At 64.8% G+C, this 23246-nt stretch carries 22 protein-coding genes; 14 read left to right on the plus strand and 8 right to left on the minus strand.

Annotated elements, in window-relative coordinates; all coding sequences use genetic code 11:
- The first annotated feature begins 4 nt into the window (after window positions 1–4).
- The 5 genes from EN818_RS16435 to EN818_RS16455 all read left to right on the plus strand — a co-directional run bounded on the left by EN818_RS16435 (window position 5) and on the right by EN818_RS16455 (window position 6398).
- Window positions 5–1000, plus strand: a complete 996-nt coding sequence (locus tag EN818_RS16435) for a glycosyltransferase family 2 protein (protein WP_095806791.1) — start codon at window positions 5–7, stop codon at window positions 998–1000.
- Window positions 1000–1935: a glycosyltransferase family A protein gene (locus EN818_RS16440; RefSeq protein ID WP_095806688.1), complete on the plus strand. Its 936-nt coding sequence runs from the start codon at window positions 1000–1002 to the stop codon at window positions 1933–1935. Before EN818_RS16435 ends, EN818_RS16440 begins: the two co-directional genes overlap by 1 nt.
- Entirely contained in the window at window positions 1925–2875 is a 951-nt protein-coding gene (locus EN818_RS16445) for a glycosyltransferase family 2 protein (protein WP_095806687.1), read from the plus strand. The genes EN818_RS16440 and EN818_RS16445 overlap by 11 nt, the downstream gene beginning before the upstream one ends.
- A gap of 74 nt (window positions 2876–2949) precedes the next feature.
- The gene (gene galU / locus EN818_RS16450) at window positions 2950–3846 is read left to right on the plus strand and encodes a UTP--glucose-1-phosphate uridylyltransferase GalU (protein ID WP_095806686.1); all 897 of its coding nucleotides are present in this window, start codon (window positions 2950–2952) and stop codon (window positions 3844–3846) included.
- Between the two features lie 167 nt (window positions 3847–4013).
- Complete coding sequence (locus tag EN818_RS16455) at window positions 4014–6398, plus strand: polysaccharide biosynthesis tyrosine autokinase (protein WP_095806685.1); 2385 nt, start codon at window positions 4014–4016, stop codon at window positions 6396–6398.
- Window positions 6399–6472: 74 nt separating this feature from the next.
- Here the strand turns inward: EN818_RS16455 and EN818_RS16460 are convergent, their stop codons facing one another.
- The 3 genes from EN818_RS16460 to EN818_RS16470 all read right to left on the minus strand — a co-directional run bounded on the left by EN818_RS16460 (window position 6473) and on the right by EN818_RS16470 (window position 10502).
- Entirely contained in the window at window positions 6473–7180 is a 708-nt protein-coding gene (locus tag EN818_RS16460) for a metallophosphoesterase family protein (protein WP_165349932.1), read from the minus strand.
- A 204-nt stretch (window positions 7181–7384) separates the two neighbouring features.
- Window positions 7385–8464, minus strand: coding sequence for an acyltransferase (locus tag EN818_RS16465; RefSeq protein ID WP_095806684.1), 1080 nt, complete (start codon window positions 8462–8464; stop codon window positions 7385–7387).
- Window positions 8465–8594: 130 nt separating this feature from the next.
- Window positions 8595–10502: a propionyl-CoA synthetase gene (locus tag EN818_RS16470; RefSeq protein WP_095806683.1), complete on the minus strand. Its 1908-nt coding sequence runs from the start codon at window positions 10500–10502 to the stop codon at window positions 8595–8597.
- Between the two features lie 478 nt (window positions 10503–10980).
- On the opposite strand from EN818_RS16470, the gene EN818_RS16475 reads away from it, so the two are divergent.
- From EN818_RS16475 to EN818_RS16485, 3 genes are read left to right on the plus strand one after another with little or no spacing between them, the layout of a single operon-like run.
- Window positions 10981–11268 (plus strand): PqqD family protein, encoded by a 288-nt coding sequence (locus EN818_RS16475; RefSeq protein ID WP_095806682.1) that lies wholly within the window; start codon window positions 10981–10983, stop codon window positions 11266–11268.
- Window positions 11268–11702: a lasso peptide biosynthesis B2 protein gene (locus EN818_RS16480; RefSeq protein WP_095806681.1), complete on the plus strand. Its 435-nt coding sequence runs from the start codon at window positions 11268–11270 to the stop codon at window positions 11700–11702. The genes EN818_RS16475 and EN818_RS16480 overlap by 1 nt, the downstream gene beginning before the upstream one ends.
- Window positions 11699–12685, plus strand: coding sequence for a serine kinase (locus EN818_RS16485; protein WP_095806680.1), 987 nt, complete (start codon window positions 11699–11701; stop codon window positions 12683–12685). Before EN818_RS16480 ends, EN818_RS16485 begins: the two co-directional genes overlap by 4 nt.
- 109 nt (window positions 12686–12794) lie before the next feature.
- On the opposite strand, the gene EN818_RS16490 is transcribed toward EN818_RS16485, so the two are convergent.
- Together EN818_RS16490 and EN818_RS16495 are read right to left on the minus strand one after the other, a co-directional pair.
- Entirely contained in the window at window positions 12795–13829 is a 1035-nt protein-coding gene (locus tag EN818_RS16490) for a nucleotidyltransferase family protein (RefSeq protein WP_095806679.1), read from the minus strand.
- 92 nt (window positions 13830–13921) lie between these two features.
- A complete protein-coding gene (locus tag EN818_RS16495; protein ID WP_095806678.1) occupies window positions 13922–14614 on the minus strand; it encodes a PIG-L deacetylase family protein in 693 nt (230 codons plus the stop codon).
- 121 nt (window positions 14615–14735) lie between these two features.
- Between EN818_RS16495 and hrpB the strand changes: the two genes are divergently transcribed.
- The 4 genes from hrpB (at window position 14736) to nhaA (ending at window position 20758) form a co-directional block, all read left to right on the plus strand.
- Window positions 14736–17237, plus strand: a complete 2502-nt coding sequence (gene hrpB / locus EN818_RS16500) for an ATP-dependent helicase HrpB (protein WP_095806677.1) — start codon at window positions 14736–14738, stop codon at window positions 17235–17237.
- Between the two features lie 48 nt (window positions 17238–17285).
- The gene (locus tag EN818_RS16505; RefSeq protein WP_165350077.1) at window positions 17286–18611 is read left to right on the plus strand and encodes an ActS/PrrB/RegB family redox-sensitive histidine kinase; all 1326 of its coding nucleotides are present in this window, start codon (window positions 17286–17288) and stop codon (window positions 18609–18611) included.
- A gap of 214 nt (window positions 18612–18825) precedes the next feature.
- On the plus strand, window positions 18826–19389 hold the full coding sequence (locus EN818_RS16510; protein WP_095806675.1) for an ActR/PrrA/RegA family redox response regulator transcription factor: 564 nt from the start codon (window positions 18826–18828) through the stop codon (window positions 19387–19389).
- 178 nt (window positions 19390–19567) lie between these two features.
- Window positions 19568–20758: a Na+/H+ antiporter NhaA gene (gene nhaA / locus EN818_RS16515; protein WP_095806674.1), complete on the plus strand. Its 1191-nt coding sequence runs from the start codon at window positions 19568–19570 to the stop codon at window positions 20756–20758.
- 43 nt (window positions 20759–20801) lie between these two features.
- On the opposite strand, the gene EN818_RS16520 is transcribed toward nhaA, so the two are convergent.
- A complete protein-coding gene (locus tag EN818_RS16520) occupies window positions 20802–21302 on the minus strand; it encodes an MmcB family DNA repair protein (protein ID WP_165349931.1) in 501 nt (166 codons plus the stop codon).
- Window positions 21303–21499: 197 nt separating this feature from the next.
- Here EN818_RS16520 and EN818_RS16525 point away from each other — a divergent pair, with 197 nt between their 5' ends.
- Both EN818_RS16525 and EN818_RS16530 read left to right on the plus strand, forming a co-directional pair.
- Window positions 21500–21811, plus strand: coding sequence for a hypothetical protein (locus EN818_RS16525; RefSeq protein WP_135904795.1), 312 nt, complete (start codon window positions 21500–21502; stop codon window positions 21809–21811).
- Between the two features lie 59 nt (window positions 21812–21870).
- Entirely contained in the window at window positions 21871–22074 is a 204-nt protein-coding gene (locus EN818_RS16530; protein ID WP_245518828.1) for a hypothetical protein, read from the plus strand.
- Between the two features lie 9 nt (window positions 22075–22083).
- On the opposite strand, the gene EN818_RS16535 is transcribed toward EN818_RS16530, so the two are convergent.
- Both EN818_RS16535 and EN818_RS16545 read right to left on the minus strand, forming a co-directional pair.
- Window positions 22084–22269, minus strand: a complete 186-nt coding sequence (locus tag EN818_RS16535) for a hypothetical protein (protein WP_135904799.1) — start codon at window positions 22267–22269, stop codon at window positions 22084–22086.
- A gap of 325 nt (window positions 22270–22594) precedes the next feature.
- Window positions 22595–23167, minus strand: a complete 573-nt coding sequence (locus EN818_RS16545) for a Panacea domain-containing protein (protein ID WP_135904803.1) — start codon at window positions 23165–23167, stop codon at window positions 22595–22597.
- Between the last annotated feature and the right edge of the window lie 79 nt (window positions 23168–23246).

The following is a 23246-nucleotide window of genomic DNA, read 5'->3' on the forward strand; positions in this document are numbered from 1 at the left end:
GTCGATGACGCAGAAGGCAACGCCGGCATCGACGCTGATCGTCATTCCGTGCCTCAACGAGGCAGACCATATCGGTGCGCTGCTCGCGCAACTGCAACCGTCTGCGGCTAGGCTGGGCGCCAGGATCGTCGTGGCCGACGGTGGCAGCAACGACGGCACGCAGGGCATCGTCGAGAAGGTGGCGGCCGAGGACGCGCGGGTTGTCCTGCTCCCCAATCCGAAGCGCATCCAGAGCGCGGCCATCAACCTTGCCGTGGCGACATTCGGCGCGGGCGCGGATTTTCTCATCCGCATCGATGCGCATGGCGGCTATCCTGCCGACTACTGCGACAGGCTGGTCGAGGAGGCGCTCGCTACGGGTGCCGATTCGGTTGTCGTCTCAATGCTGACCAGCGGCACCGGAGCGGTGCAGAAGGCGGTGGCTGCCGCGCAGAACTCCAAGCTCGGCACCGGCGGTTCGAAGCATCGTCACATGTCGGACGGCGAATGGGTCGACCACGGCCATCATGCGCTGATGCGCATCGCCGCCTTCCAGGCGGTGGGCGGCTATGACGAGAGCTTCAGCCACAACGAGGACGCCGAACTCGACCACCGCCTTCGCCAGGCGGGCCACCGCATCTGGATGAGCGGCAGCACGCACATGATCTACTACCCGCGCGCGACGCTGAAAGGCCTCTACTTCCAGTATCTCGGCTATGGCCGTGGCCGCGCCAAGAACGTGCTGAAGCACCGCATGGTGCCGAAGGTGCGGCAGATGATTCCGCTGCTGGTGGCTCCCGTCGTTCTATTGGCGTTCTTCTCCTTGGTGCATTGGCTCGCAGTGGTGCCTTTCGTGATCTGGGCGGCCGTATGCCTCGCCTACGGCGTGCTGACGGCTGTCCGCCAGCGCAACCCGGGCATAGCGCTCGCCGGTGTTTCGGCAATGGTCATGCATTTGGGTTGGTCGGTCGGCTTCTGGCAGCAACTGCTCGGGTCCCGAGCGCGGCGCGGGGTGGCGTGATGGCGACTCGCTCGATCGATATCTGCATCTGCACCTTCCGCCGGCCCGAACTGGCCGACACGCTGCGCTCCATCGCCGCGCTGGAGAAGCCCGCGGGCTTCGAGATCGGCGTCGTCGTCGCCGACAATGACGACCAGCCGACGGCGCAGCCACTGGTCAAGGCGCTGGCGCAGGAGTTGAAGCTGCCGATCCGCTATTGCCATGCGCCGGCGCGCAACATCTCGGTCGCGCGCAATGCCTGCCTCGATGCCAGCGTAGCGGACTTCGTTGCTTTCATTGACGACGACGAGACGGCGTCGCCGTGCTGGCTCGCAGAACTCGCCCGAATCGCGGCGGTGACCGGCGCGGCGGCCGTGCTTGGGCCGGTTCGCGCCAGCTATCGCCCAGACGCGCCCGACTGGATGCGAAACGGCGATTTCCACTCGACCTTTCCGGTCTGGGTGCGCGGCGAGATCCGCACCGGCTACACCTGCAATGTCCTGCTCAGAACGACCCACGAAAGCCTGCGCAACCGCCGCTTCAGCCTCGCACGCGGCCAGACCGGCGGCGAGGATACCGAGTTCTTCGATCACATGGTCAAAGCCGGCGGGCGCATCGCCTTTGCCCCGCAGGCCGTGGTCGAGGAGGTGGTGCCGCGCTCGAGGGCCGCCTTCGACTGGCTGCGCCGCCGTCGTTTCCGCTTTGGCCAGACGCATGGCCACCTCATCGGGCGCAACACGAGCGGTCTGCGCCGGGTCGGTCAGATCGGCCTCGCATCGGCCAAGGCCGCATATTGCTTCGGCATGGCCGTTTTGACCGCCGTCAGCCCGGTGCGCCGGAACCGCAGCGTGCTGCGCGGCATTATGCACGTTGGTGTCGTCAGCGGTTTGGCTGGCGTCCGCGAAATCCGCCAATACGGCATGACCCCGCAGGAAGGGGACAAGCGTGCAGCCTGACGTGAGCTTCGTTATCGCCGCCTACAATGCTGAGGCCACGCTCGATCGGGCGATCGCCAGCGCGATGGCGCAGCGCGGCGTCTCCGTCGAGGTCATCGTCGTCGACGACCGGTCGCGCGACCGCACGCTGGAGGTGGCGCGCGCCTATCCCGAGGAAATCGTCAAAGTGGTCGCGCTTCCCGCCAATCGCGGCCCGGGCGGCGCCAGGAATGCCGGCATCGACGTGGCGCGCGGCCGCTGGGTGGCGGTGCTGGATTCCGACGACGCCGTCCTGTCCGGCCGGATTGCGGCAATGATCGCAAGGGCAGAGCACGCCGGCGCTGAGATCGCGGTCGACAACGTTCAGGTGGTGCGCGAGGACGGCACGCCTGACGACACCATGTTCCCTGCCGGCTATCTGGAAGGGCTGCGGGAGATATCGCTCGCGGATTACATAGCCGGCAATCTCGTCTTCGAGTCCCGTTTCAACCTCGGCTATCTGAAGCCGATCTTCCAGCGCCGTTTCCTCCACGAGAATCGGTTGCGCTACGACGAGCAACTGCGCATCGGCGAAGACTACATCCTCTTGGCAAGCGCGCTGGCGAGAGGTGGCCGCTGCGTGGTCGAGCCGACCACTGGCTATATCTACCACATCCGCACCGGCTCGATCTCGCGCGTGCTCGAACTGCATCATGTCGAGGCGATGGCGTGCGCCGACGCCGCTTTCGCCGCTTCCCATGCCATGGACAGCGAGGCCCAGGCGGCGTTTGCCAGGCGCAGCCGCAGCCTGCGCAAGGCGGCATCGTTCCTGTCGCTGGTTCAGCACATCAAGGCGCGCGCGCCGCTCAAGGCGATACGCACCGCGCTCCGCGATCCGGCCGCGATCAAGCATCTCAGCATGCCGATCGCGGTACGGCTGAGAAGGGTTACGGCACAGTTTGCCGTGGGGGCGGGGAGGTGAAGCATGCCGGCAGATGGAATGTGTTTTTCATAGCCAGCAACAGATGAAATCGATCTCCGCAGAAGGAATATGCGATGCAGAAAGTCAGGAAGGCAGTCATACCGGTGGCAGGTCTCGGAACACGGTTCCTGCCGGCGACCAAGTCGATGCCGAAGGAAATGCTGCCCGTCGTCGACAAGCCTGTCGTGCAATATGCGGTGGACGAAGCCTTCGAGGCCGGCATCGAGCACATCGTCTTCGTCACCGGTCGCAACAAGGCGGTCATCGAGGACTATTTCGACCTCCATCCGGAACTGGTCGGAACCCTCGAACAGACCGGCAAGAAGGCGCAGCTGCAGTCGCTGGAAAGCCTGCTTCCGGTAGCGGGCGCCACCAGCTTCATCCGCCAGCAGTCGCCCCAGGGTCTCGGGCATGCCGTGTGGTGCGCGCGCGAGGTGATCGGCAACGAACCCTTCGCCCTGCTGCTTCCCGACATGGTGTCGTTCGGCGCGCGCGGATGCCTGGCCGAAACCGTCGATCTCTATGAGCGGACGGGCGGCAACGTCATCGCCGTCGAGCGCTGCGATCCCTCCGAAACCAGCAAATACGGCATTGTCGGGCGCGGCGCGGAAGTGGGCTCCGGCTTCGAGGTCACCGCCATGGTCGAGAAGCCTGCACCGGCCAACGCGCCGTCGAATTTCTACATCAACGGCCGCTACGTCCTGCAGCCGGAGATCTTCGCGCTGCTCGGCAACCAGCAGCGCGGCGCCGGCAACGAAATCCAGCTCACCGACGCCATGGTCCGCCTGGCACAGAGCCAATCGTTCCATGCCCAGCCTTTCAACGGCCGCATGTTCGATTGCGGCTCCAAGGAAGGCTTCATCGAGGCCACGATCGCCTTTGCGCTCGCGCGCGACGACATGAAGGGGCCAGTCATGGAGATGCTGCAGCAGTTCGTCCGGTCGCATGAGCGCCGGGAAGTAGCCGCATAATGCCCAAATTTTGGGTGCATATGCGAAATCGCGATGGCGCGACATCGACGCTGGCGCCCGGCCTTCCTGGCCGGGTGCCCCATGGCACGAATGTTGCGTGGTCTTTTCTGGTGACGACGCCACTTTTCGAAGGCCGCTAGAGCCTGCAACCTGGAATTGGACCGACGATGAACTATGCCAACTTCCCTCTCGATAAGAGGATGCCATTGCCCAATACCGAAGCGGAAAAGGGCGACGACTTCATCGACGTCGAGCGCCTGCTTGGCATGGCGGCCCGGCAGGTCAAGGTGGTGGCGGTCTGCGCCGTCATCGGCCTGTTCCTGGGCGTGGTGTATCTTCAGACCACGCCCAAGCAGTTCACCTCGCTTTCGAGCGTTTTGATCGACGAGGGCCTGAACAAGGTCGTGGACGACATCTCGGCCGCCAGCGCCACGGTGCAGACGGACGCGACTATCCTCAGCCAACTCGAAATCCTGTCGTCGGCGCGGCTGGCGTCGGTGGTGGTCGACAAGCTGAAGCTCGACCAGAACGACGAGTTCATGAACCCGCCGCAATCGGCCCTTGCCAAGGGCATCGGCTTTCTGCGCGGCGTGGTCGCCTATTTTCGCGGCGGCTCCGGAACGGATGACATTCCCGGCATCCAGAATGTCGACGCAGCGACGCGGGAGGCGATGATCACCGCAGCGCGTCACGACTACGCGGTGCTCAAGCTCCAGACGGAGCTGATGGCTGATCGCGTCGGCCGCAGCAACGTCATCACCTTGGGTTATCAGTCGACGAATCCGGCGCTCGCAACGTCGATCACCAAGGCCTATGCCGAGGCCTATCTCGCCGATCAGCTCAATGCCAGCTTCGACGCCACCGAGCGCGCGGCCGTCTGGCTGCAGGGCAGGCTGACCGAGCTCCGCCAGAGCTCGCAACAGGCCGCGATGGAAGTCGAGAAATTCAGGGCCGAGCATGGGCTGTCAGCGAACAGCGACGGCCAGCTGATGAGCGGCAAGCAACTGTCCGACCTCAACGCCCAGCTCATCATAGCGCAGGCCGACACCGCGCGCGCCAGCGCCCGCTACCAGCAATACAAGGCGATCGTCGACAGCGGCTCCGAAAATGCCTTCAACGATTCGGCGATCGCCGCCGATCAGCCGAGCAGCTCGGTCATCATCGGGCTCAAGACCCGCTATCTCGCCGTTTCCAAGCGGCTGCAGGATGTCGAGGCGAATTTCGGCAAGGATCATCCCCAGGCGGTGGCGCTGGCCAAGGAAAAGGCCGATGTGGCGGCGCAGATCTTCGGTCAATTGAAGCAGATCACCGAAAGCTACCGCAACGACTTCCAGGTGGCGCAGGCGCGCGAAACCGAACTCAAGCAAAAGATCGCGGCCGCTGCCGGCAGGAGCTCGATCGACAATGAATCGCAGGTGAGGCTGAGGGAACTCGACCAGCAGGCGCAGGCGCTCTCCACCCTCTACCAGACCTTCCTCAGCCGCTACCAGGAAGCTTCGCAGCAGCAGACCTTCCCTGTCGGCAAGGTCCGCATCATCTCGGATGCGAACATGCCGCTGGCCGCGTCGAGCCCGCGCACCCTGCGCGTGCTGGCGCTGTCGCTCGTTCTAGGCCTGATGCTGGGAGTGGGCTTCGGCGGTCTCAACGAGTTCAACGAGCGCTTCTTCCGGACGGGCGAGGACATTCGCGACCGCGTCGGCCTCAAGTTCCTCGGTTATCTGCCGATGATCGGCGGCGGCAAGCCCAAGGACGCTAAGTCGGACGACTCGCCGGCGGATGCCAAGGTCGCCAGCCTTTCGGCCGTGGAGAAACGGGCGCGAATGCGAGTCAGCATCGACGCGCCGGCCTCGATGTTCGCCGAGACGCTGCGTAACGCCAAGATCGCCTTCGATGTCGTTATGGAGGGCCAGGGCAGCCGGGTCATCGGCGTCATCTCGGTGCTGCCCGGAGAAGGCAAGTCGACCGTGGCGGCGAACCTTGCCGGATTGCTGGCCGCCAACGGCGCCAGGACGTTGCTGATCGATGGCGACCTGCGCAATCCGGGCCTCAGCCGCAGCCTCGGCATGGAGGCCGAGCATGGCCTGATGGAAGCCGTGGTCAGCGGGCAGACATGGCAGTCCGTCGGCAAGGTCGACCGCCAGACCAAGCTGGCGATCATTCCGGCCGTGCTGCGCGGTCAGTTCTCCCACACCAGCGAGCTTTTGAGCTCGGCCGGCATGCGGCGCTTCCTCGACAATGCCAAGGAGACATTCGAGTACATTGTCGTCGACCTGCCGCCGCTCGGCCCGGTGGTCGACGCCAAGGCCTTCGCGCCGTTTGTCGACGGCTTCGTCCTGGTCGCCGAATGGGGTCGCACCCCGCGCGCCATGGTCCGGTCGATGCTGGAATCGGAAACCTACCTCGCCGACAAGATCGTCGGCGCGGTGCTCAACAAGGTCGATCTGAAGAAGCTGGCGAAATATGGGTCCTTCGGCGGCTCGGAAAAATTCTTCGACCGCTATTCGAGCTATTATCTGGAGAAGCCCGAGACGCGCGCCAAGCAGGCCGCCTGATTGCGTTCCAGGACACTGCGGCGGCGGAGTGGGTTGGCGTTTTCTGTGAAAGCTGAACCGCTCCAAGGCTGCGCTCAGTCCCCCGAGGACAGCAACCGGCCGTATTTGCCGATGATCCGGACGGCGGTCAGCCGGCCGGTCCGGAAGGCACCGGTATCGATGCCGAGTCGACGCCCGTCCGGGTGCGGCGCGTCTTCGATCGTGTGCCCATGCACGACCCAGTGATCCAGGCGATTAGCGGCTGAGAGAAACTCTGATCGGATATTGAGCAGGTCGGCCTCGTCCTGCGTCTCGAGCGCGATTCCCGGCCTGATGCCGGCATGGACGAACACGAATCTCTCCGAGCTGACCATCACCGGCAGCGTGCGCATGAAGCCGACATGGCTGGCCGGGATGACCTCGCGGATGCGCGCGTCGACATCGTCGCTCGAACCATAGAGTTCGGCCAGCCGGTCCGGATCGATGCCATAGGAGAACAGCGTCTCGCGTCCGCCGACGCGCAGCCAGGGCTCGCGTGACAGAAGTCCGTCGAGATAGTTGAGCATCGCCACCTCGTGGTTCCCTGCCAGGCAGACGCGCAGAAAACCTTTTGGCGACGGTGCAATGAGATGCTCGATCACGCGACGCGAGTCGGGCCCGCGATCGATATAGTCGCCGAGCATGATGATGATCTTGCGGCCGCGGAACTGCAGCGCGTCGAGCAGGATCTTCTGCTCCAGCGCGAGCAGTTCGTTATAGCAGCCATGCACATCGCCGATCGCGTAAACCACAGTGTCCCGCATATCCAGGATCAGGCGTTCGCGCGGTAAGGGTCGGGGTCGTCTCGATCGCTGGAACAGGCTCACGGGATTGGCTCGGTGCTCGCACAGGCGCTGCGCCACACCGGCGCAGACCAAGCCTCGATATCATGCCGAATGCAAACAATTCCACACCAGCGCAGGCTCGCCCCGGCCAGGAACCGACCTGGTGTCAGGCAAGGTTCGCGCTCAGGCGGGCTTCAGCCGGTAGCGGAAAAGCGTGTGGTCGAGCAGAAGCCGGATACGCGGCTCGGCCTCGCTCGCCACCAGCCAGCTTGTCGCGACCATGGTTGCGCCGACGATCGGAATCGAAACGAGATATGGCACGCCCGTCCGCATCAGGCTGCCCAGCATCGCCGCGCCGACGACGTCGTGGATCAGATAGAGCGGATAGGTCATCAGCCCCAGCCGGCGCCAGCCGCGCCAGGAAAGATCGAGCCTGAGCGACCAGGCCATCAGTGCCACCGCCGCCAGGAAGATGACGATCGGGGGCGCATAAGGCATCGTGGCTCCAACCTTGAGGCTATGGACGTCCACCGAGCTCACGATCTGCAGCACGCCGCCGGCGAGGCACAGCGCGCAGAAGCCCAGGCGCGCCGCGGTCAACCCTTTGAACCGCATCAGCCACAGCAGCACGCCCACCGCGAAGAACGCGCCATGATGCACCAGCGTCAGCTGCAGCCAGCGCGTCTCCGCAAGGTCGGTCCAGCCGAAGGCGAAAAAGAGGCACCAGAACAGCGTGCTTGCGAGCCCGATGATAATCGCGACCGTCTCGATCAGGTCGAAGCGGCCAAGGCGCAGCATTGCCCAAACGATAGCGTAGAAGGCAATCTCGATGCCGAGCGTCCAGTAGACGCTGTCCACCCACGGCTCGAACGGCACGAACAACGCCGTGCGGGCAAGTCGCACCACGGCGTCGGTCGGCCAGGAAAGATCGGCCAGCAACAGCACGATCGCCGAGATCGGCGCGCAGATCCACACTGCCGGCGCCAGTCGCCTGACGCGCGCCTCGAAGAATTTGAGCGGCGTCGAGTTCTCGGCGCTGAAGGCGATGACGAAGCCGCTGATGACGAAGAACACCTGCACGCCGACCCAGCCTGAGCCGACAAAGGCCATCTCGGGATGGGCAGGGACGCCGCCGCTTGCGCAAGCCGAGACGCCGTCGGGGAATGCCCATACCCAGAAGCCGTAGTGATAGAACATCACCATGACGGCCGCCAGGAAACGCAATATGTCCACGCCGCCGAATGTTATTTTCTGCTGAGCCAATGCCGTGCCGCCGGATGGCCCCCCGCCGCAACTCTAGGGTGGCCTGCTGCGTCGCACAATAAAGATTGGGCGCTGCGGCAATCACAAAAATCGCCACGTCGCAACATCCCGAACGGTGGCGGGTATCGTGCTAGAGCCCGATGCCTCGTCCCTTCAACGCCGCCGTGATCTCGTCGAGAATTGCCGGATCGTCGATGGTCGCCGGCATCGACCATTCTTCCTTGTCGGCGATCTTCTGCATCGTGCCGCGCAGGATCTTGCCGGAGCGCGTCTTGGGCAGGCGCTTGATCGTGACCACCGTCCTGAAGGCGGCGACCGGACCGATGCGTTCGCGCACCAGCCCCACCACTTCGCTCTCGATGGCGGCGACATCCCGCGAGACGCCGGCGTTGAGCACCACGAAGCCGAGCGGCACCTGGCCCTTCATTGCATCGGCGATGCCGATGACGGCGCATTCGGCGACATCGGGGTGCGCGGCCAGAACCTCCTCCATGGCGCCCGTCGACAGCCGATGACCGGCGACATTGATGATGTCGTCGGTACGGGCCATGACATAGAGGTAGCCGTCCTCATCCATCATGCCGGCGTCGGCCGTCTTGTAGAAGCCCGGGAACTCCTCCAGATAGGCCTGGCGGAAGCGGGCATCGGCATTCCACAGCGTCGGCAGGCAGCCTGCCGGCAGGGGCAGCTTGACCACGACGTTGCCCAGCGTGCCGCGCGGCACGTCATGGCCGGCATCGTCGAGAATTTGGATGTCATAGCCGGGCATCGGCACGCCGGGCGAGCCGTATTTGACCGGCAGCAGCCCGAGCCCCGCCGGGTTGATCGTCATCGGCGAGCCGGTCTCGGTCTGCCACCAATGGTCGATCACCGGCCGGTTCAGCTTCTGCTCCGCCCATTTGATGGTTTCGGGGTCGGCGCGCTCGCCGGCAAGGAACAGCGTGCGGAATTTCGACAGGTCGTATTTCGGCACGAACTCGCCCTTGGGATCCTGCCCCTTGATGGCGCGGAAGGCCGTCGGCGCGGTGAACAGCGCCACCACACCGTGCTCCGCGATCACCCGCCAATAGGTGCCGGCGTCCGGCGTGCCGATCGGCTTGCCTTCGAAGAGCACGCTTGTCGCGCCATGCAGCAGCGGGCCGTAGACGATGTAGGAATGGCCGACCACCCAGCCGACGTCGGAAGCCGCCCAGAACACTTCGCCCGGCTTGACGCCGAACTCGTTGTCCATCGTCCATTTCAGCGCCACCATGTGCCCGCCATTGTCGCGCACGATGCCCTTCGGCTGGCCGGTCGTGCCGGACGTGTAGATGATGTAGAGCGGATCGGTGGCCATTACCGGGACGCAGTCGACATTGGCGCCGGCGGCCCGCTCGCGGGCGACCGCGTCGGCATAGTCGATGTCGTAATGGTCCTTCATCTCGCAGCGCAACTGGTCGCGCTGCAGGATGAGGCAGGCGTCGGGCTTGTGCCTTGACATCTCGATTGCTTTGTCGAGCAGCGGCTTGTAGGCGACCACGCGGCCGGGCTCCAGGCCGCAGGATGCCGAGATGATCAGCTTCGGCTTGGCGTCATCGATGCGGGTGGCAAGCTCATGCGAGGCGAAGCCGCCGAACACCACCGAATGTATCGCGCCGATGCGCGCCGTGGCGAGCATGGCAATGGCCGCTTCCGCCACCATCGGCATGTAGATGATCACCCGGTCGCCCTTGGTGACGCCCCGGTTCTTGAGCACGGATGCGAGCGCCACCACTTCGCGTTTCAATTCGGCATAGGTGAATTTGCGAACAGTGCCGGTGATCGCACTATCGTGGATCAGCGCCAGCTGGTCGGCGCGCCCGCCCGCGACGTGGCGGTCGATGGCGTTGAAGCAGGTGTTGCAACTGGCGCCCGCGAACCAGCGGCCATAAACGCCGGCTTCGGCATCGAAGACCTTGTCGTAGGGCGAATACCAGTCGATCGCCTTGGCGGCCTCGGCCCAGAACCCTACGGGGTCGCGTTTCCAGCCCTCATAGACTTCATGGTAGCGTGAGGCCATCGACCTTCCTCCTCGGAATATTTCGTCGTATGGCGAATAGCCTAAGCCGCTTCTGCCGGCCAGTCTTCCTGCATTTTGGCCGACATCGCCGCCAAACCGATCCGAGCGACGCTTCCAGGCGGAGCGCCGTTACACAAGCCGGGTCGAAAGTCGCTTACTTTTAGATAGGCAGTGCCGCAAGCATCAGCCCGACCCCGCCGGCGATCAAAATGGCAGCCGCCAAGGCTTTCCGATGGCGCTCGAAAGTCGTCGGAGCCCGATCCCAATTGTAACGCATACAACTCACTCCGCGGAACCCGGCGGACTCTTAGCTTACTTTGGGGAAGGATGGCAACCCTGGCGGTATCATTGCGCTCACCGCAACCAGCCGTCGTTCCGGCCGTCGCCGGGCCGATGCCCTGACGGCCTGATGCAGGCGATGGACAGCGCCGCATCGTCGCGCTAATTCCTCTCCGGCAATTGGGTCTGGAGCGCATCCTTGGTCGAAATCGCCTCTGAAACGGTGCTGCGCCTGGCGGACGACGCGTCCGTTCAGCATGTCGGAGACGGCGCGGTCGTGCTTTTGGCGCGCAGCGGCCAGCTCTACACTTGCAACGGCACCACCGAGGCCTTTCTCGACAAGGTCGACGGCGCACGCAGCCTCGACCAGATCGTCGGCCTGCTGTCGGATGAATTCGAAGTCGCCAGGGACACGCTCGACCAGGATATGGCCGAACTGGCGGCCGAACTGGTGGCCGAAGGCATCCTCGCCGACCCGGGCGCCTGATGGCCGACAGACCGTTCCTGCGCGCGCTGTTTCGCCTTCATCTGTGGCTGAGCGCGCGGCTGATGCCGGTCCTGATTGGCCAGCGTGACTTCGAGACGGTGCTCAAATGGGCGCCGCTCCAGGCGCCGACGCCCTATCGTGGCCTGCCGTCGGCCTACATCGTCGCCAGCGTCAACCGCACGGTCCGGCACCCCTGGCTGATGCGCGACCGCAGATGTCTGCGCGAAGGGCTGCTCGGGTTCCGTTTCCTGCGCATGGCGGGTTTTGATCCGGACCTGCGTTTCGGTGTCGATGCCAAGTCGATGCAGGAACCGCGCCTGTCGGCGCATTGCTGGGTCTGTCTGGACGATAAGCCGGTGGTCAGCGACAGCCTGCCCGGCATGGTGGAGATCTACCGCCACCACGCCGGCACTGCCAGGGCGAAGCCAGCTTGACCGCATCGGCCGCTTCCGTCTGCTATGATCTCAATGGCCGCGTCTTTGGCGTCGATGCACCGCGCCCCGAGCTCTGGCGGGATTTCGAGGCCATGCTTGGCAGCTTGCGGCTGGCGGCGCCGGCAAAGCCGGGCTTCAGGCTGAGCATCAGCGAGACGCAATCCCTGGACGAAGCGCCGGAAGGTTCGCTCGCCTTCGACGGCGAGGTGCCGCTCGACGGCCATTGCCGCATGATCGATGCCGGCTCGGCCCTCCATCTGATCTTCCCGGGTCGGCAGGCCGCCGCGATTCACGCCGCCGATGCCAAGGCCGAGATCCGGGTTCTGGCAGGCGCGAGGGTCCTCTGGACGTTGGGGATGCTGGCGCTCGACGCCGCCCTCGACGCCGGTAGCCAGCATATGCTGCACACTGCCGGCCTGACGCTGCCGGATCGCGACGGCGTGATCCTGATCCATGCGCCGAGCGGAACCGGCAAATCGACGACATCGCTGGCGCTGACGTCGCAAGGATTTGGCCTCTGCTCCGACGATGCCATGATCGTCGACGCCGCCTCATCAGCGCCTTTGGCCTGGGGGCTGCCGCGCGCGGCAAAAATCCACCGCAACACGGCCGCGATGCTGCCCTTCGTCTTGCCCTGCCTCGGTGGCCAATGGGACGGCAACGGCGAGCAGGCCGTGTCACTGGAGCGGCTGAAGGAAATTATCCGCATCGAGGATGCCGGTGCCCGGCCGGTCGCGGCACTGCTTCATCTCGCCCGCGCCGCCGACGGCCAGACCAGGCTCATACCCATGGCGAGGACCGACGCCATGGTGGCTTTAGCCGCCGACAATGTCAGGACCGGCATGACCGGCCTGCTGGCGATGCAGAAACGGCGGATGGCGACAATCGCCGCGCTTGTCAAAGCCGTGCCGACCTTCACACTCGAAGTGGGCGCAAGCCCGGCGGACGCAGCGGCTCTGATCCTTGCTGCGCTGGCTCGTTAATGCATGTCGTCCAGGAGTGTGTAGCGGTTCTGGGGCGACGACATGCGTAGAAACAAAGCCGAAAAGCGCGTCGGCTGAAGCCGTTTCAGCGCGACGTTTCCGGCGAACTCTATCGGCCTGAGGCCAAATAGGGCCTTGGCCGGGCCAGCCTCTGCACCCAGCGGAACGCATCGCGGCTCAGACGGGAGCGCATCTTCTCTTTCGAATTCACGCGAAGCAGCATGTTCCCCGTGATCAGCCATTTGGCCACACGTATCGCCAGATCCGGCTTGATGCGGCCGGCTAGCTCGATCGCCCGCGGCATGTCGAACAGATGTCCGGTCACGTTGAGCACGGTAGCCAACTCGAGCTCGATGCCGGTCATCCACGCCGCCTCCAGCAGGCGCGCTTCCGCTTCCGGCGATTGCAGCGCGCGCACGCCCTGCAGCACGTCGACGCAAAGCTGCAGCCGATGGAATTTGTGACCCCCGGCGGCATGGACGATGGCGATGGTAAGCAGCGAAGCCGGGCTGTCGGGTTCGTCGCCGTCGATGATCCGCAGCTCGCGAAAGCCGAGCGACAAGCGTCGGCGCATGCCTGAATCATGGACCAGATTGCCATGCAGTTCGATCAGCAGGCTGGAATTCTCGTTCTCCAGCCATTTGAATTCCTGCAGGTCGTGCGACTTGGCCTCGCCGCTGGCAAGCTTGAAGCCGCATTCGGCGATCACGCTGTTGGCTTCGCCGATGCTGGTCGGGTCGACCAGGATGTCGATGTCGGTGAACGGCCGGTCGGCGGCATGGCGATAGAGCTTGCGCGCGAAGACCGGTCCCTTGACGATCCGCGCCGGAACGCCTCTTGCCGCCAGAGCCTTCATGACGCGGTCGCCATGATATTGCAGCAGCATGGACTGGCCGGTTGCCAGTGTGGTCTGGTCGCGCAATTCAACCAACTTCTGCCGCAAGGCGGCATCGTCCGGCAGGTTGGCGTCGCCGCGCTCGCCGAGCTTGCGCAGCATGATCGGCAGCACGCCGTGGAACTCGGCATTTGTTAGCAAGGCCATCCAACGGCTCGCCGAAACGGTCTGGCCCCCGCCGGCCGGCGCTTCGGGGTCGGCGAAATCGAGCAGCAATTTCTCTTCGGCAGGCGAAAGTGATGGCAGCATCAGCTGGTAAAGTCGCGAATTGGCCGCCCGGATATCGCAGAAAAGCCGCGCCTAGGCCAGAGAGAGCATGTCGAACTGCCGGCGGCAGAGAACTAGCCGACCGGTTTGGTGCTTCCCATCACCGGCCGGAGCGGCGGCGCCGGCGGCAGCAATGCGCGTATGTCGGCGAAAGGAAAGACAGGCTCGAAGCGGAAAGCCTCGGCCAGCGCGCCGGGCCCGCCGTTGCACTGGCCGGCACGGAATTCATTCTGTATCCGCGCCCTGTCGACATAGTGCTCCGGACCCTGCGATCTATGCGCCCGGATCGCTTTCGCCTTGACGTCCCAATGATGGGAAATCTCGACATAGTGTGTCGGTGAGAAACCCGTGCCGCCGAGCGTGTCGGCATGCAGCACCGGTACCGCGAAGGATGCGGCGATGCGCATCCCGTCCGACAGCGCGCGGTGGTCGCCGTGATAGTCGTTCGGCGCATGCGTGATCGCGAGATCGGGCTCGATCTCGCCGATCAGTGCCTTCAGCGCGGCAATGAGAGCGGCATCCGCGACCAGTGACCCGTCGGGAAAATCCATGAAGCGCGGCGTGACCCCAAGCAGCCCGGCCGCCGCGGCCGCCTCACTGCGCCGCGCCTTGGCGAGCGCCGCTGGGTCGCCGCCCGTGCCGCCCCTGGCGCCATCCGTGGCTATCGCAAAGCTCAGCTCGGCGCCCAGCGCGGCATAGGCGGTCATCGTGCCGAACATGAAGATCTCGATGTCGTCCGGATGAGCGCCCAGCGCCAGTATCTTCACTTGCCTCTCCCGGAATGAAATGTGCCGAACGGGATTCTGCCCGGCCTGGCCGCCTGTGCAAGCTATTCGTGCAGTGACGCCGTCATTGCGCCCCGGCCATGGCCGCTGATATGCGGGCGCAATGAAGACAAGACCTTTGCCGGAGCTTCCGGTAACTGCCGTGCTGCCGGTACTTGCTGAGGCACTCGCCGCGCGCAATAGCGCCGTGCTGGTGGCGCCGCCCGGCGCCGGCAAGACCACGCTCGTGCCGCTGGCGCTGCTCGACGCGCCCTGGCTGGGCGAGGGCAGGATCGTGCTGCTCGAGCCGCGCCGGCTGGCCGCCCGCGCCGCCGCGCGCCGCATGGCCGAGCTGCTCGGAGAAGAGCCCGGCGGCACCGTCGGCTATGCCATGCGCATGGAGAACCGCATCTCGGCGCGGACAAAGATCCTCGTCGTCACCGAAGGCGTGCTCTCACGCATGATCCTCGACGACCCGGAACTGCCTGGCGTGTCGGCGGTGATCTTCGACGAATTCCATGAACGCTCGCTCGACGGCGATTTCGGTCTCGCGCTGGCGCTCGACGTGCAGGGCGCGCTCCGGCCGGACCTGCGTCTGCTGGTCATGTCGGCGACGCTCGATGGTGCGCGCGTCGCCAGACTTCTGTCCGGGGCTCCGGTGATCGAAAGCGAGGGCCGCGCCTTCCCCGTAGAGGTCCGTTACGACGAACGGCCGGCGGGTGTGGCGATCGAGGATGCCATGGCGAGGGCGGTGCGTTCGGCTTTGGCCACCGAGCCAGGCAGCGTGCTCGCCTTCCTGCCCGGACAGCGTGAGATCGAGCGCACCGCCGAGCGGTTGCAGGGCAACACCGCTGCCGACACCGATATCGTTCCGCTCTATGGCCAGCTCGACAACAGGATGCAGGACGCGGCGATCAGGCCGGCTCCGCCCGGCCGCCGCAAAGTGGTGCTGGCGACCTCGATTGCCGAGACCTCGATCACCATCGACGGGGTGCGGGTTGTCATCGATTCCGGCCTGTCGCGGCTGCCGCACTACGAGCCGGCGAGCGGCCTGACCCGGCTGGAAACGGTGCGTGCGAGCAAGGCCTCGGCCGATCAGCGCGCCGGCCGCGCCGGGCGCACTCAAGAAGGAGTCGCCATCCGGTTGTGGCGGGCCGAGCAGACGGCCGCGCTTCCCGCCTTCACGCCGCCGGAAATCCTCGAGGCCGATCTGTCGGGCCTGCTCCTCGACTGCGCCGCCTTCGGCGTCGCCGATCCGACCAGCCTGGCCTTTCTCGATCCGCCGCCGACACCGGCGCTCAACGAGGCGCGGACGCTGCTCCAGGCACTGCACGCCATAGACGACACCGGCCGGCTGACGGAGGCGGGCGCCGCGATGCGCGGATTGGCGCTGCCGGTGCGGCTCGCTCACATGGTGGCGGAAGCATCGACCACGGGTCATGCGCTCGAAGCGGCAGCGCTCGCGCTGCTGCTCACCGAGCGCGGCCTGGGCGGCGACAGCGCCGACCTCGAACGCCGGCTGATACGCTTTCGCGCCGAGAAATCGCCCCGCGCCAATGCCGCGCGGCAGCTGGCCGAGCGGCTTGCGAAGCAGGCCACCTCAAGGGGCGGGGTCGCCGGCCGCGTGCCCGGACCGACCCTTCTCCTCAAGGGGGAGGGTAAGAACGCCGGCGCTCTCCTCATCCACGCCTGGCCGGATCGTGTCGCCAGGGCGCGCGGCGAGCGCGGCCGCTTCGTGCTCGCCAACGGTTCGGGCGCGATGGTCGACGCCGCCGATCCGCTGGCAGACGAGACCTGGCTGGTCGTGGCCGACCTGCAGGGCAAGGCGCAGAACGCCCGTATCACCGCGGCGGCTCCAGTCGACGAAGCCGACATCCGCGCGGCTCTTGCCGACCGCATCGAGACCCGGCGCGACACGAGCTTCGACCGCGAGCGTCGCGCCGTGCGCGTGCGCGAGGCCGCGCGGCTTGGCGCCATCACGCTATCCGAGCGCATGCTGCCGCCGCCCTCCGGCGCCGATGCCGACCGCGCCATCCTGGACGCCCTGCGCCAGCATGGCCTATCGCTGCTCGATTGGGGCAAGGAGGCCGAGGCGCTGCGCCAGCGGCTCGGCTGGCTCCATCGCGGCCTTGGCGTGTCCTGGCCGGATGTCTCGGACCAGGCGCTGCTCGACCGGCTTGACGGCTGGCTGCTGCCCTTCCTGCAGGGCGAGGCCTCTTTTGCGGCGATCAGGCCGGCAACGCTCACAGCCGCCCTCATGTCGCTGGTCCCGCACGAGCTGCAGCGCAAGGTCGACGCGCTGGCGCCGACCCATTTCAATGCGCCGTCGGGCAGCCATGTGCCGATCCGCTATGACGGCGAATGGCCGGTGCTGGCGATCCGCGTGCAGGAACTGTTCGGCCTCGACCGCCATCCTGCGATCGCCGACGGCACGGTGCCGCTGACGCTGGAGCTCCTGTCGCCGGCGCATCGCCCGATCCAGACGACGCGGAACCTGCCGGGCTTCTGGCGCGGCTCCTGGGCGGATGTGCGCGCCGACATGCGCGGCCGCTATCCCAAGCATGTCTGGCCGGAAAACCCGCTCCTGGCGGCCGCCACCGCCCGCGCCAAGCCCCGCGGAACCTGAGAGAGTCATGCTCTATCGCTTCCGCGCGAGCGGATGTAATCCTTGTCCATGATCAAGATCCTGCGCACGCCCGATTTCCAGCAGAGCCAGCGTCTGCGGCTGAACACGCTGGTCCGCTTGCGCTGGCTCGCCATAGTCGGTCAGAGCCTGGCGGTTCTCGTCGTCGCCTATGGGCTGAAATTCCCGCTGCCGGTCTCGATGTGCTTTGCGCTGATCGCCTGCTCGGCCTGGATGAATCTGTGGCTGACCTTCCGCTATCCGGCGGCGCACCGGCTGGCGCCGCTCTCGGCCTTTGCCATCCTGACCTTCGACAGCCTGCAGCTTGCCGGCCTGCTCTACATGACTGGCGGCCTCACCAATCCCTTCTCGGTGCTGCTCTCCGTGCCGGTCGTCATCTCCGCCGCGTCGCTGCCGCTGCGCCTTACCGCAATCTTGGGGGCGCTCGTCATGGTGATGGCGAGCCTGCTGGTGTTCTTCCATCTGCCGCTGCCCTGGTATGAGGGCTCGCCGCTGCAGATGCCTTTCATTTATGTCGCGGGCATGTGGATGGCGGTGTTCGCCTCCATCGCGTTCACTGCCATCTATGCCTTCCGCGTCGCCGAGGAGGCTCGCCTGCTTGCCAACGCGCTTTCCGCTACCGAGCTGGTGCTGCAGCGCGAGCAGCATCTGTCGGCGCTCGACGGGCTTGCCGCCGCCGCCGCGCACGAGCTCGGCACGCCTTTGGCCACCATCACCGTCGTCTCCAAGGAAATGGAAAAGGCGATCGGCAAGGATTCGAAATTTGCCGACGACGTGAAGCTGTTGCGCTCGCAGAGCGAGCGCTGCCGCGAGATTCTCAAGCGGCTGACCAGCCTGTCCTCGGAAGGCGAGGCGCATCTGTCGCGCCTCCCGCTGACCTCGCTGGTCGAGGAGGTGACGGCGCCGCATCGCGATTTCGGCATCGCGATCCGCCTGCGGCCCGGGGAGCGCATCGGTCCCGAACCGGTCGGGCAGCGCAATCCGGGCGTCATCTACGGGCTTGGCAATCTGGTCGAGAACGCCGTCGACTTCGCCCGCGAATCCGTCACTGTGAGCTGGAGCTGGAACGAGACCACCGTCACCTTCTCGATCATCGACGACGGCAGGGGCTTCCCGGCCGAGATCATCGACCGCATCGGCGAGCCCTACATGTCGACGCGCCAGGGCACCGAGGCCGGCGGCGGCCTCGGGCTGGGGCTGTTCATCGCCAAGACCTTGCTGGAGCGGTCGGGCGCGACGCTCGATTTCCGCAATTCGAGCGGTCTCGGCGAAGGCGCGATCGTGCATATCGCCTGGCCGCGCGGCGCCTTCCTCAATTCCGAGCAGGCTTCCGCCTCCATGTTCGACAATGCCTGAGCACCCATGCGCATTGCGCATGGCAGCTCTGTTGCCGGCTCTAAAAATTGGACATTGCTGTTGCGGAATTGTATCTGCGTAAAATTAACGCATGTCGCTCTAAAAGTGTGCGGCGGTTTTGGGGAAGGCAGGCGTGGGGAAAAGGACTTTAAGGCGCATTGCTTGATCAGCGAGTAGGGCGACGCGCTTTAAGCCAGCAGGAACTCTGAAAGCGATGAGCGCAGACGAAAGCACCGGTGCAATGGTAGAGGGCGAGGACACCTCGCTGCTGATCGTCGACGACGACAAGCCGTTTTTGACCCGGCTTGCCCGCGCCATGGAAACCAGGGGCTTCACCGTCGACACCGCCGAGAGCGTCCAGGAGGCGGTGGCCAAGGCGCGCGCCAATCCGCCGGCCTATGCGGTGGTCGACATGCGGCTGGGCGACGGCAACGGGCTCGACGTCGTCGCCGCCATCCGCGAGAAGCGCGACGATGCCCGCACCATCATTTTGACCGGCTACGGCAACATCGCCACGGCGGTCACCGCCGTGAAGCTCGGCGCCGTCGACTATCTCTCCAAGCCGGCGGACGCCGACGACGTCTTCGCGGCGCTCACCCGCACCTCAGGCGAGCGCGCGGCCCCGCCGGAAAATCCGATGTCGGCCGACCGTGTGCGCTGGGAACACATCCAGCGCGTTTACGAAATGTGCGATCGCAACGTCTCCGAGACCGCACGCCGGCTCAACATGCATCGCCGCACCTTGCAGCGCATACTGGCCAAACGCGCGCCGCGCTGAGCGCGTCGTTTGGGGAGCCGTCGCAAGCTCACTGTTGGCGAAGGCCTCCCCAACGAAGCGACGGTCGTCTCGGCCATTCTCCAAGGCCCTGGGCGACTTGCGTCGCCGACAAGGCTTGCCCATCATCATGCCCATCATCATGAATGAATCCGGCCAACAGGTTGGGTAGGGAGGGGACATGCGCGACCAGCGGCCGAAATCGATGCTTCGCGAATTCCTTGACGGCGAGGCGGCCGGCGGCATCGTCCTGATGGCGGCTGCGGCGCTCGCCTTGATCGTCGCCAACTCGCCGCTCGCCGAAACCTATTTCGCGCTCCTGCATGCCTATCTCGGGCCGCTCAGCGTCTCGCACTGGATCAATGACGGGCTGATGGCGGTGTTCTTCCTGCTGGTCGGGCTGGAGATCAAGCGCGAGGTGCTGGACGGGCAGCTCTCCACCTGGCCGCGCCGCATGCTGCCGGGCATCGCCGCCGCCGGCGGTATGGTGGTTCCGGCGCTGGTCTATGTCCTCATCAACCGCGGCAACCAGGCAGCACTGTCCGGCTGGGCGATCCCGACCGCCACCGACATCGCCTTCGCGCTCGGCGTGCTGTCGCTGCTCGGCAGCCGGGTCCCGGCCTCGCTAAAGGTGTTCCTCACCGCTTTGGCCATCATCGACGATCTCGGCGCCGTCATCATCATCGCGCTGTTCTACACCGGCGGCCTGTCGCTCGCCTATCTGGGCGCCTCCTTCGCGGTCATCGCCGCGCTCGTCGTGCTCAACCGCATCCGGGTGATGAGCCTCATGCCTTATCTCGTGCTCGGCGCGCTGCTTTGGGTGCTGGTGCTGAAATCGGGCGTGCATGCCACGCTGGCCGGGGTGGCGCTGGCGCTCACCATTCCGCTCGAACGCTCCGCCGGCACGGGCCACGATGCCGAGCATTCGCCGCTGCACCGGCTGGAGCACGGCCTGCACCGGCTGGTGCCCTTCATCGTCATCCCGGTCTTCGGCTTCGCCAATGCCGGCGTCTCGCTCGGCGGCCTGAGCCTCGCCGCTCTGGTCGAGCCGCTGACCTTGGGCGTCGCCGCCGGCCTGGTGCTCGGCAAGCTGATCGGCGTGTTCGGCTCCTCGGCGCTCGCCATCCGCCTCGGCCTCGCCGACCTGCCGGCCAATGCCGGCTGGCTGCATATGATCGGCATTTCGTTGCTGTGCGGCATTGGCTTCACCATGAGCCTGTTCATCGGCCTGCTCGCCTTCGCCAACGACGCCGCCCTTCAGGACGCGGTCAAGGTCGGCATCCTCGCCGGCTCGCTGATTGCCGCGCTTGCCGGCGCGGCGGTGCTCCTGCTGGCGCCGGAGGCGGGTGGGGTCGAGGAGGAAATTGAATAGGGCCGCCGACGGGTGGAAATTTATTGCAAGCCCAAGCAGCCAGCTACTCGCTCTCGCCGTCCAGCACCGGCACCGAAACACCGGCGAGTTCCGCCGCCAGCAGCCGCGCGGCGCCCGCACGAGCAATCCGCAGCATCAGCGCCTTGCGCGTCGCCGCCGCCATGCGGTGCTCCGGCGCATCGCGCAGGATCTCGGCGCCGTAGCCGTCGGAGAGGATGAAGCCGCATTCCTCCGGAAAGATTTCCGCGGGCACGCCGGGATGGGTGGCAAAGAAGAAGCGGTCGGAGTGGAGCCGATAATCCGGCCATTTGCGGTCGACCCGAAAATCCTCGATCGACGATTTGATCTCGATGATCCAGATGTCGCCCTGCCGCGTCAGCGCCACGAGATCGGCGCGACGTCCGGTGGCCAGGGACAGCTCCGGCAGCACATGCGCGCCCATCTGGCTCAAGAGCCGCTGCACGCCGCGCCTCACCAGCATGGCGCGCTCGGACTGGCGACCGTCGATCAGAGGGTTGAGGGGAATCGGGGAAACGATCGGCATGGCCGGTACCATGCCAGATTTTGTTCACGGTTTGAACCCTCCAGTCGCCGGCGATTATCTGGTTGACAAACCACGAATGCGATAGGAATATAATCCAGACAGGCCGGCATTCATAAGGACTCGCGAAATTAAGCGTGTAGAGTTATAATCTGCCCGTTCGCGGGGAAGGGTCTTCGCCCCCGCAAATGGAGGGGAAGATGGCGAATTCAGAATCCTTGTCGGCAATGGATGTCGAAACCCCAAGATCGGTCACAAACGAAGCTCAGGACGGCAAACTCCACGAGAGCAAATGGCGGGACTTCGCTGCGGCACTCGTCGAAGGCGAGGCAATAATCGCCCGCCAGCGCGCTCTCATCGAAAAGCTTGCACAGGATGGGCATCCGACAGAGGAGGCCGAAAAATTTCTGCGCAAGTTCATCAAAACCCAAGCGGAGAACGTCGCCCGCTGGGAACTGATATCAGGTCAGGTCGAATCGAAAAGCCCCGGCGCTGAGGGGGATCAGCACTAGCCGGCATTCGACTTTCTACGGCGTAAAGGTGTACGGTCCCCTCTTAGGACGAGATGGTTATGCCCAAAACCACGCTTGAGATGCTAGAGCGCCACGTTCTCTTGGGAGAGCGCCACATAGAGCGCCAGCGAGAGATCGTTGCTGACTTCCGCCACAGGGGCTACCGGACTGACCTAGCCGAAGAGCTTTTGGACCTGTTCGAGCAGATGCAGATTTTGCACGTTGCTCACCGGGATCGGCTTTTGAATTCAACGCAAGGCTAGGGATCGGCGCTAGTCCTTGGCGTGATCCTTCTTCCGCCGCGCCAGTTCCTTTATCTGCTCATTGGTGAGCTTGGGCGCGTGGGCGATCTTGCCTAGAGCGGACTCAAAGGCTTCGTCCGACTGGTCGGTTTCGAGGTCGCGAGCGGCCTCGCGGAACTTGTCGATCTGTGATTTAGAAGGGGATGCCATCGTCATCCTTTGTGTCCCAAAAGTTCTCGCCAAACTTCATTTCCCGGGGCGGGCATGGCTCGACATAGAGCTTGAAAACAACCCGGTCCTGCGGCCTTGGCCTGAACCACATTCGCAAGGAGGGAACCACGCTCCCCTCAATTACCCGCAACCGGGTTTTGGCGAAATGAGTTTCCACCAGACCCGGAACCAGTGGGAAGTTCATCGGGTTGCGCCGAAGCCCATAGTCAATGCCACAAAGCGCGGCTTCCACGGCCTGAATGTCACCGCATCTCGACAGAGAGTCAGTGTAGGCCCGTTCCTCTATGATTTCCCAATCTTCCTCGCGCAACTATCGCCAGCCAAATTCACCCGCTAGCTCCTTCGAACGGCGTATGTCGTCGTCGGTTGGCTGGTTGGTATCGAGGTAGATGAAATCGTAAGGGATGGAGTCGTACAGTTGCACCGCCTTCCAGCGCAAATCGTGGCTTCGCAGACTGACATCTGTAGCGTTGTGGCCCTTAAGATCGGCTATGACCTCATCCACAACGGCTATCTCATCGGCAAAAAACAAGTCGGTCACTGCCTTGCGCATAGCGATCGTTCGCAACTGCACAAAGCTGAACGAGGGGACGGATTCAATCCTGATCGCGCCTTCCTCAATGAGTTCGGCGCGAACCGGGAGAAAGGCGCGCGGTGCCGGGCCGTTTTCCAGCTTTTGATAGACCATGCCAGTAAGAGGCACGCCGAAGCGCTCATAGGCAATGAAGTCTGCGAAATAGAGAATCTTATTAAGCTTAACGGATCCAAAATCAGGGTCGTCCTTAGACTTCTCCGAGATATAGATAATAAGCTCCCGAAACCGTTGGAGACCTCTCTCAACGGGATAGGAAAAATTCAGACTATTCTTCGACGGCATATGCATGATTACGAATCATCTTATTGCCCTTGGATTGTAACCCATCGGTCGTTGACATGCCAACATTTTTAATGTAGCGGCGCCG

Origin of the sequence: Mesorhizobium sp. M3A.F.Ca.ET.175.01.1.1 (genome assembly GCF_004791945.1) — a bacterium.
GTDB lineage: Bacteria > Pseudomonadota > Alphaproteobacteria > Rhizobiales > Rhizobiaceae > Mesorhizobium.

Bases quoted from the DNA above. Each gene is read 5' to 3' on its own strand.
- EN818_RS16530 (WP_245518828.1), top strand. From the start codon at position 21,871: ATGCCCAAAACCACGCTTGAGATGCTAGAGCGCCACGTTCTCTTGGGA.
- nhaA (WP_095806674.1), top strand. From the start codon at position 19,568: ATGCGCGACCAGCGGCCGAAATCGATGCTTCGCGAATTCCTTGACGGC.
- hrpB (WP_095806677.1), top strand. From the start codon at position 14,736: ATGAAGACAAGACCTTTGCCGGAGCTTCCGGTAACTGCCGTGCTGCCG.
- EN818_RS16525 (WP_135904795.1), top strand. From the start codon at position 21,500: ATGGCGAATTCAGAATCCTTGTCGGCAATGGATGTCGAAACCCCAAGA.
- EN818_RS16545 (WP_135904803.1), bottom strand. From the start codon at position 23,167: ATGCATATGCCGTCGAAGAATAGTCTGAATTTTTCCTATCCCGTTGAG.
- EN818_RS16510 (WP_095806675.1), top strand. From the start codon at position 18,826: ATGAGCGCAGACGAAAGCACCGGTGCAATGGTAGAGGGCGAGGACACC.
- EN818_RS16505 (WP_165350077.1), top strand. From the start codon at position 17,286: ATGATCAAGATCCTGCGCACGCCCGATTTCCAGCAGAGCCAGCGTCTG.
- EN818_RS16535 (WP_135904799.1), bottom strand. From the start codon at position 22,269: ATGACGATGGCATCCCCTTCTAAATCACAGATCGACAAGTTCCGCGAG.
- EN818_RS16460 (WP_165349932.1), bottom strand. From the start codon at position 7,180: ATGCGGGACACTGTGGTTTACGCGATCGGCGATGTGCATGGCTGCTAT.
- galU (WP_095806686.1), top strand. From the start codon at position 2,950: ATGCAGAAAGTCAGGAAGGCAGTCATACCGGTGGCAGGTCTCGGAACA.
- EN818_RS16455 (WP_095806685.1), top strand. From the start codon at position 4,014: ATGAACTATGCCAACTTCCCTCTCGATAAGAGGATGCCATTGCCCAAT.
- EN818_RS16490 (WP_095806679.1), bottom strand. From the start codon at position 13,829: ATGCTGCCATCACTTTCGCCTGCCGAAGAGAAATTGCTGCTCGATTTC.
- EN818_RS16435 (WP_095806791.1), top strand. From the start codon at position 5: ATGACGCAGAAGGCAACGCCGGCATCGACGCTGATCGTCATTCCGTGC.
- EN818_RS16440 (WP_095806688.1), top strand. From the start codon at position 1,000: ATGGCGACTCGCTCGATCGATATCTGCATCTGCACCTTCCGCCGGCCC.
- EN818_RS16520 (WP_165349931.1), bottom strand. From the start codon at position 21,302: ATGCCGATCGTTTCCCCGATTCCCCTCAACCCTCTGATCGACGGTCGC.
- EN818_RS16470 (WP_095806683.1), bottom strand. From the start codon at position 10,502: ATGGCCTCACGCTACCATGAAGTCTATGAGGGCTGGAAACGCGACCCC.
- EN818_RS16480 (WP_095806681.1), top strand. From the start codon at position 11,268: ATGGCCGACAGACCGTTCCTGCGCGCGCTGTTTCGCCTTCATCTGTGG.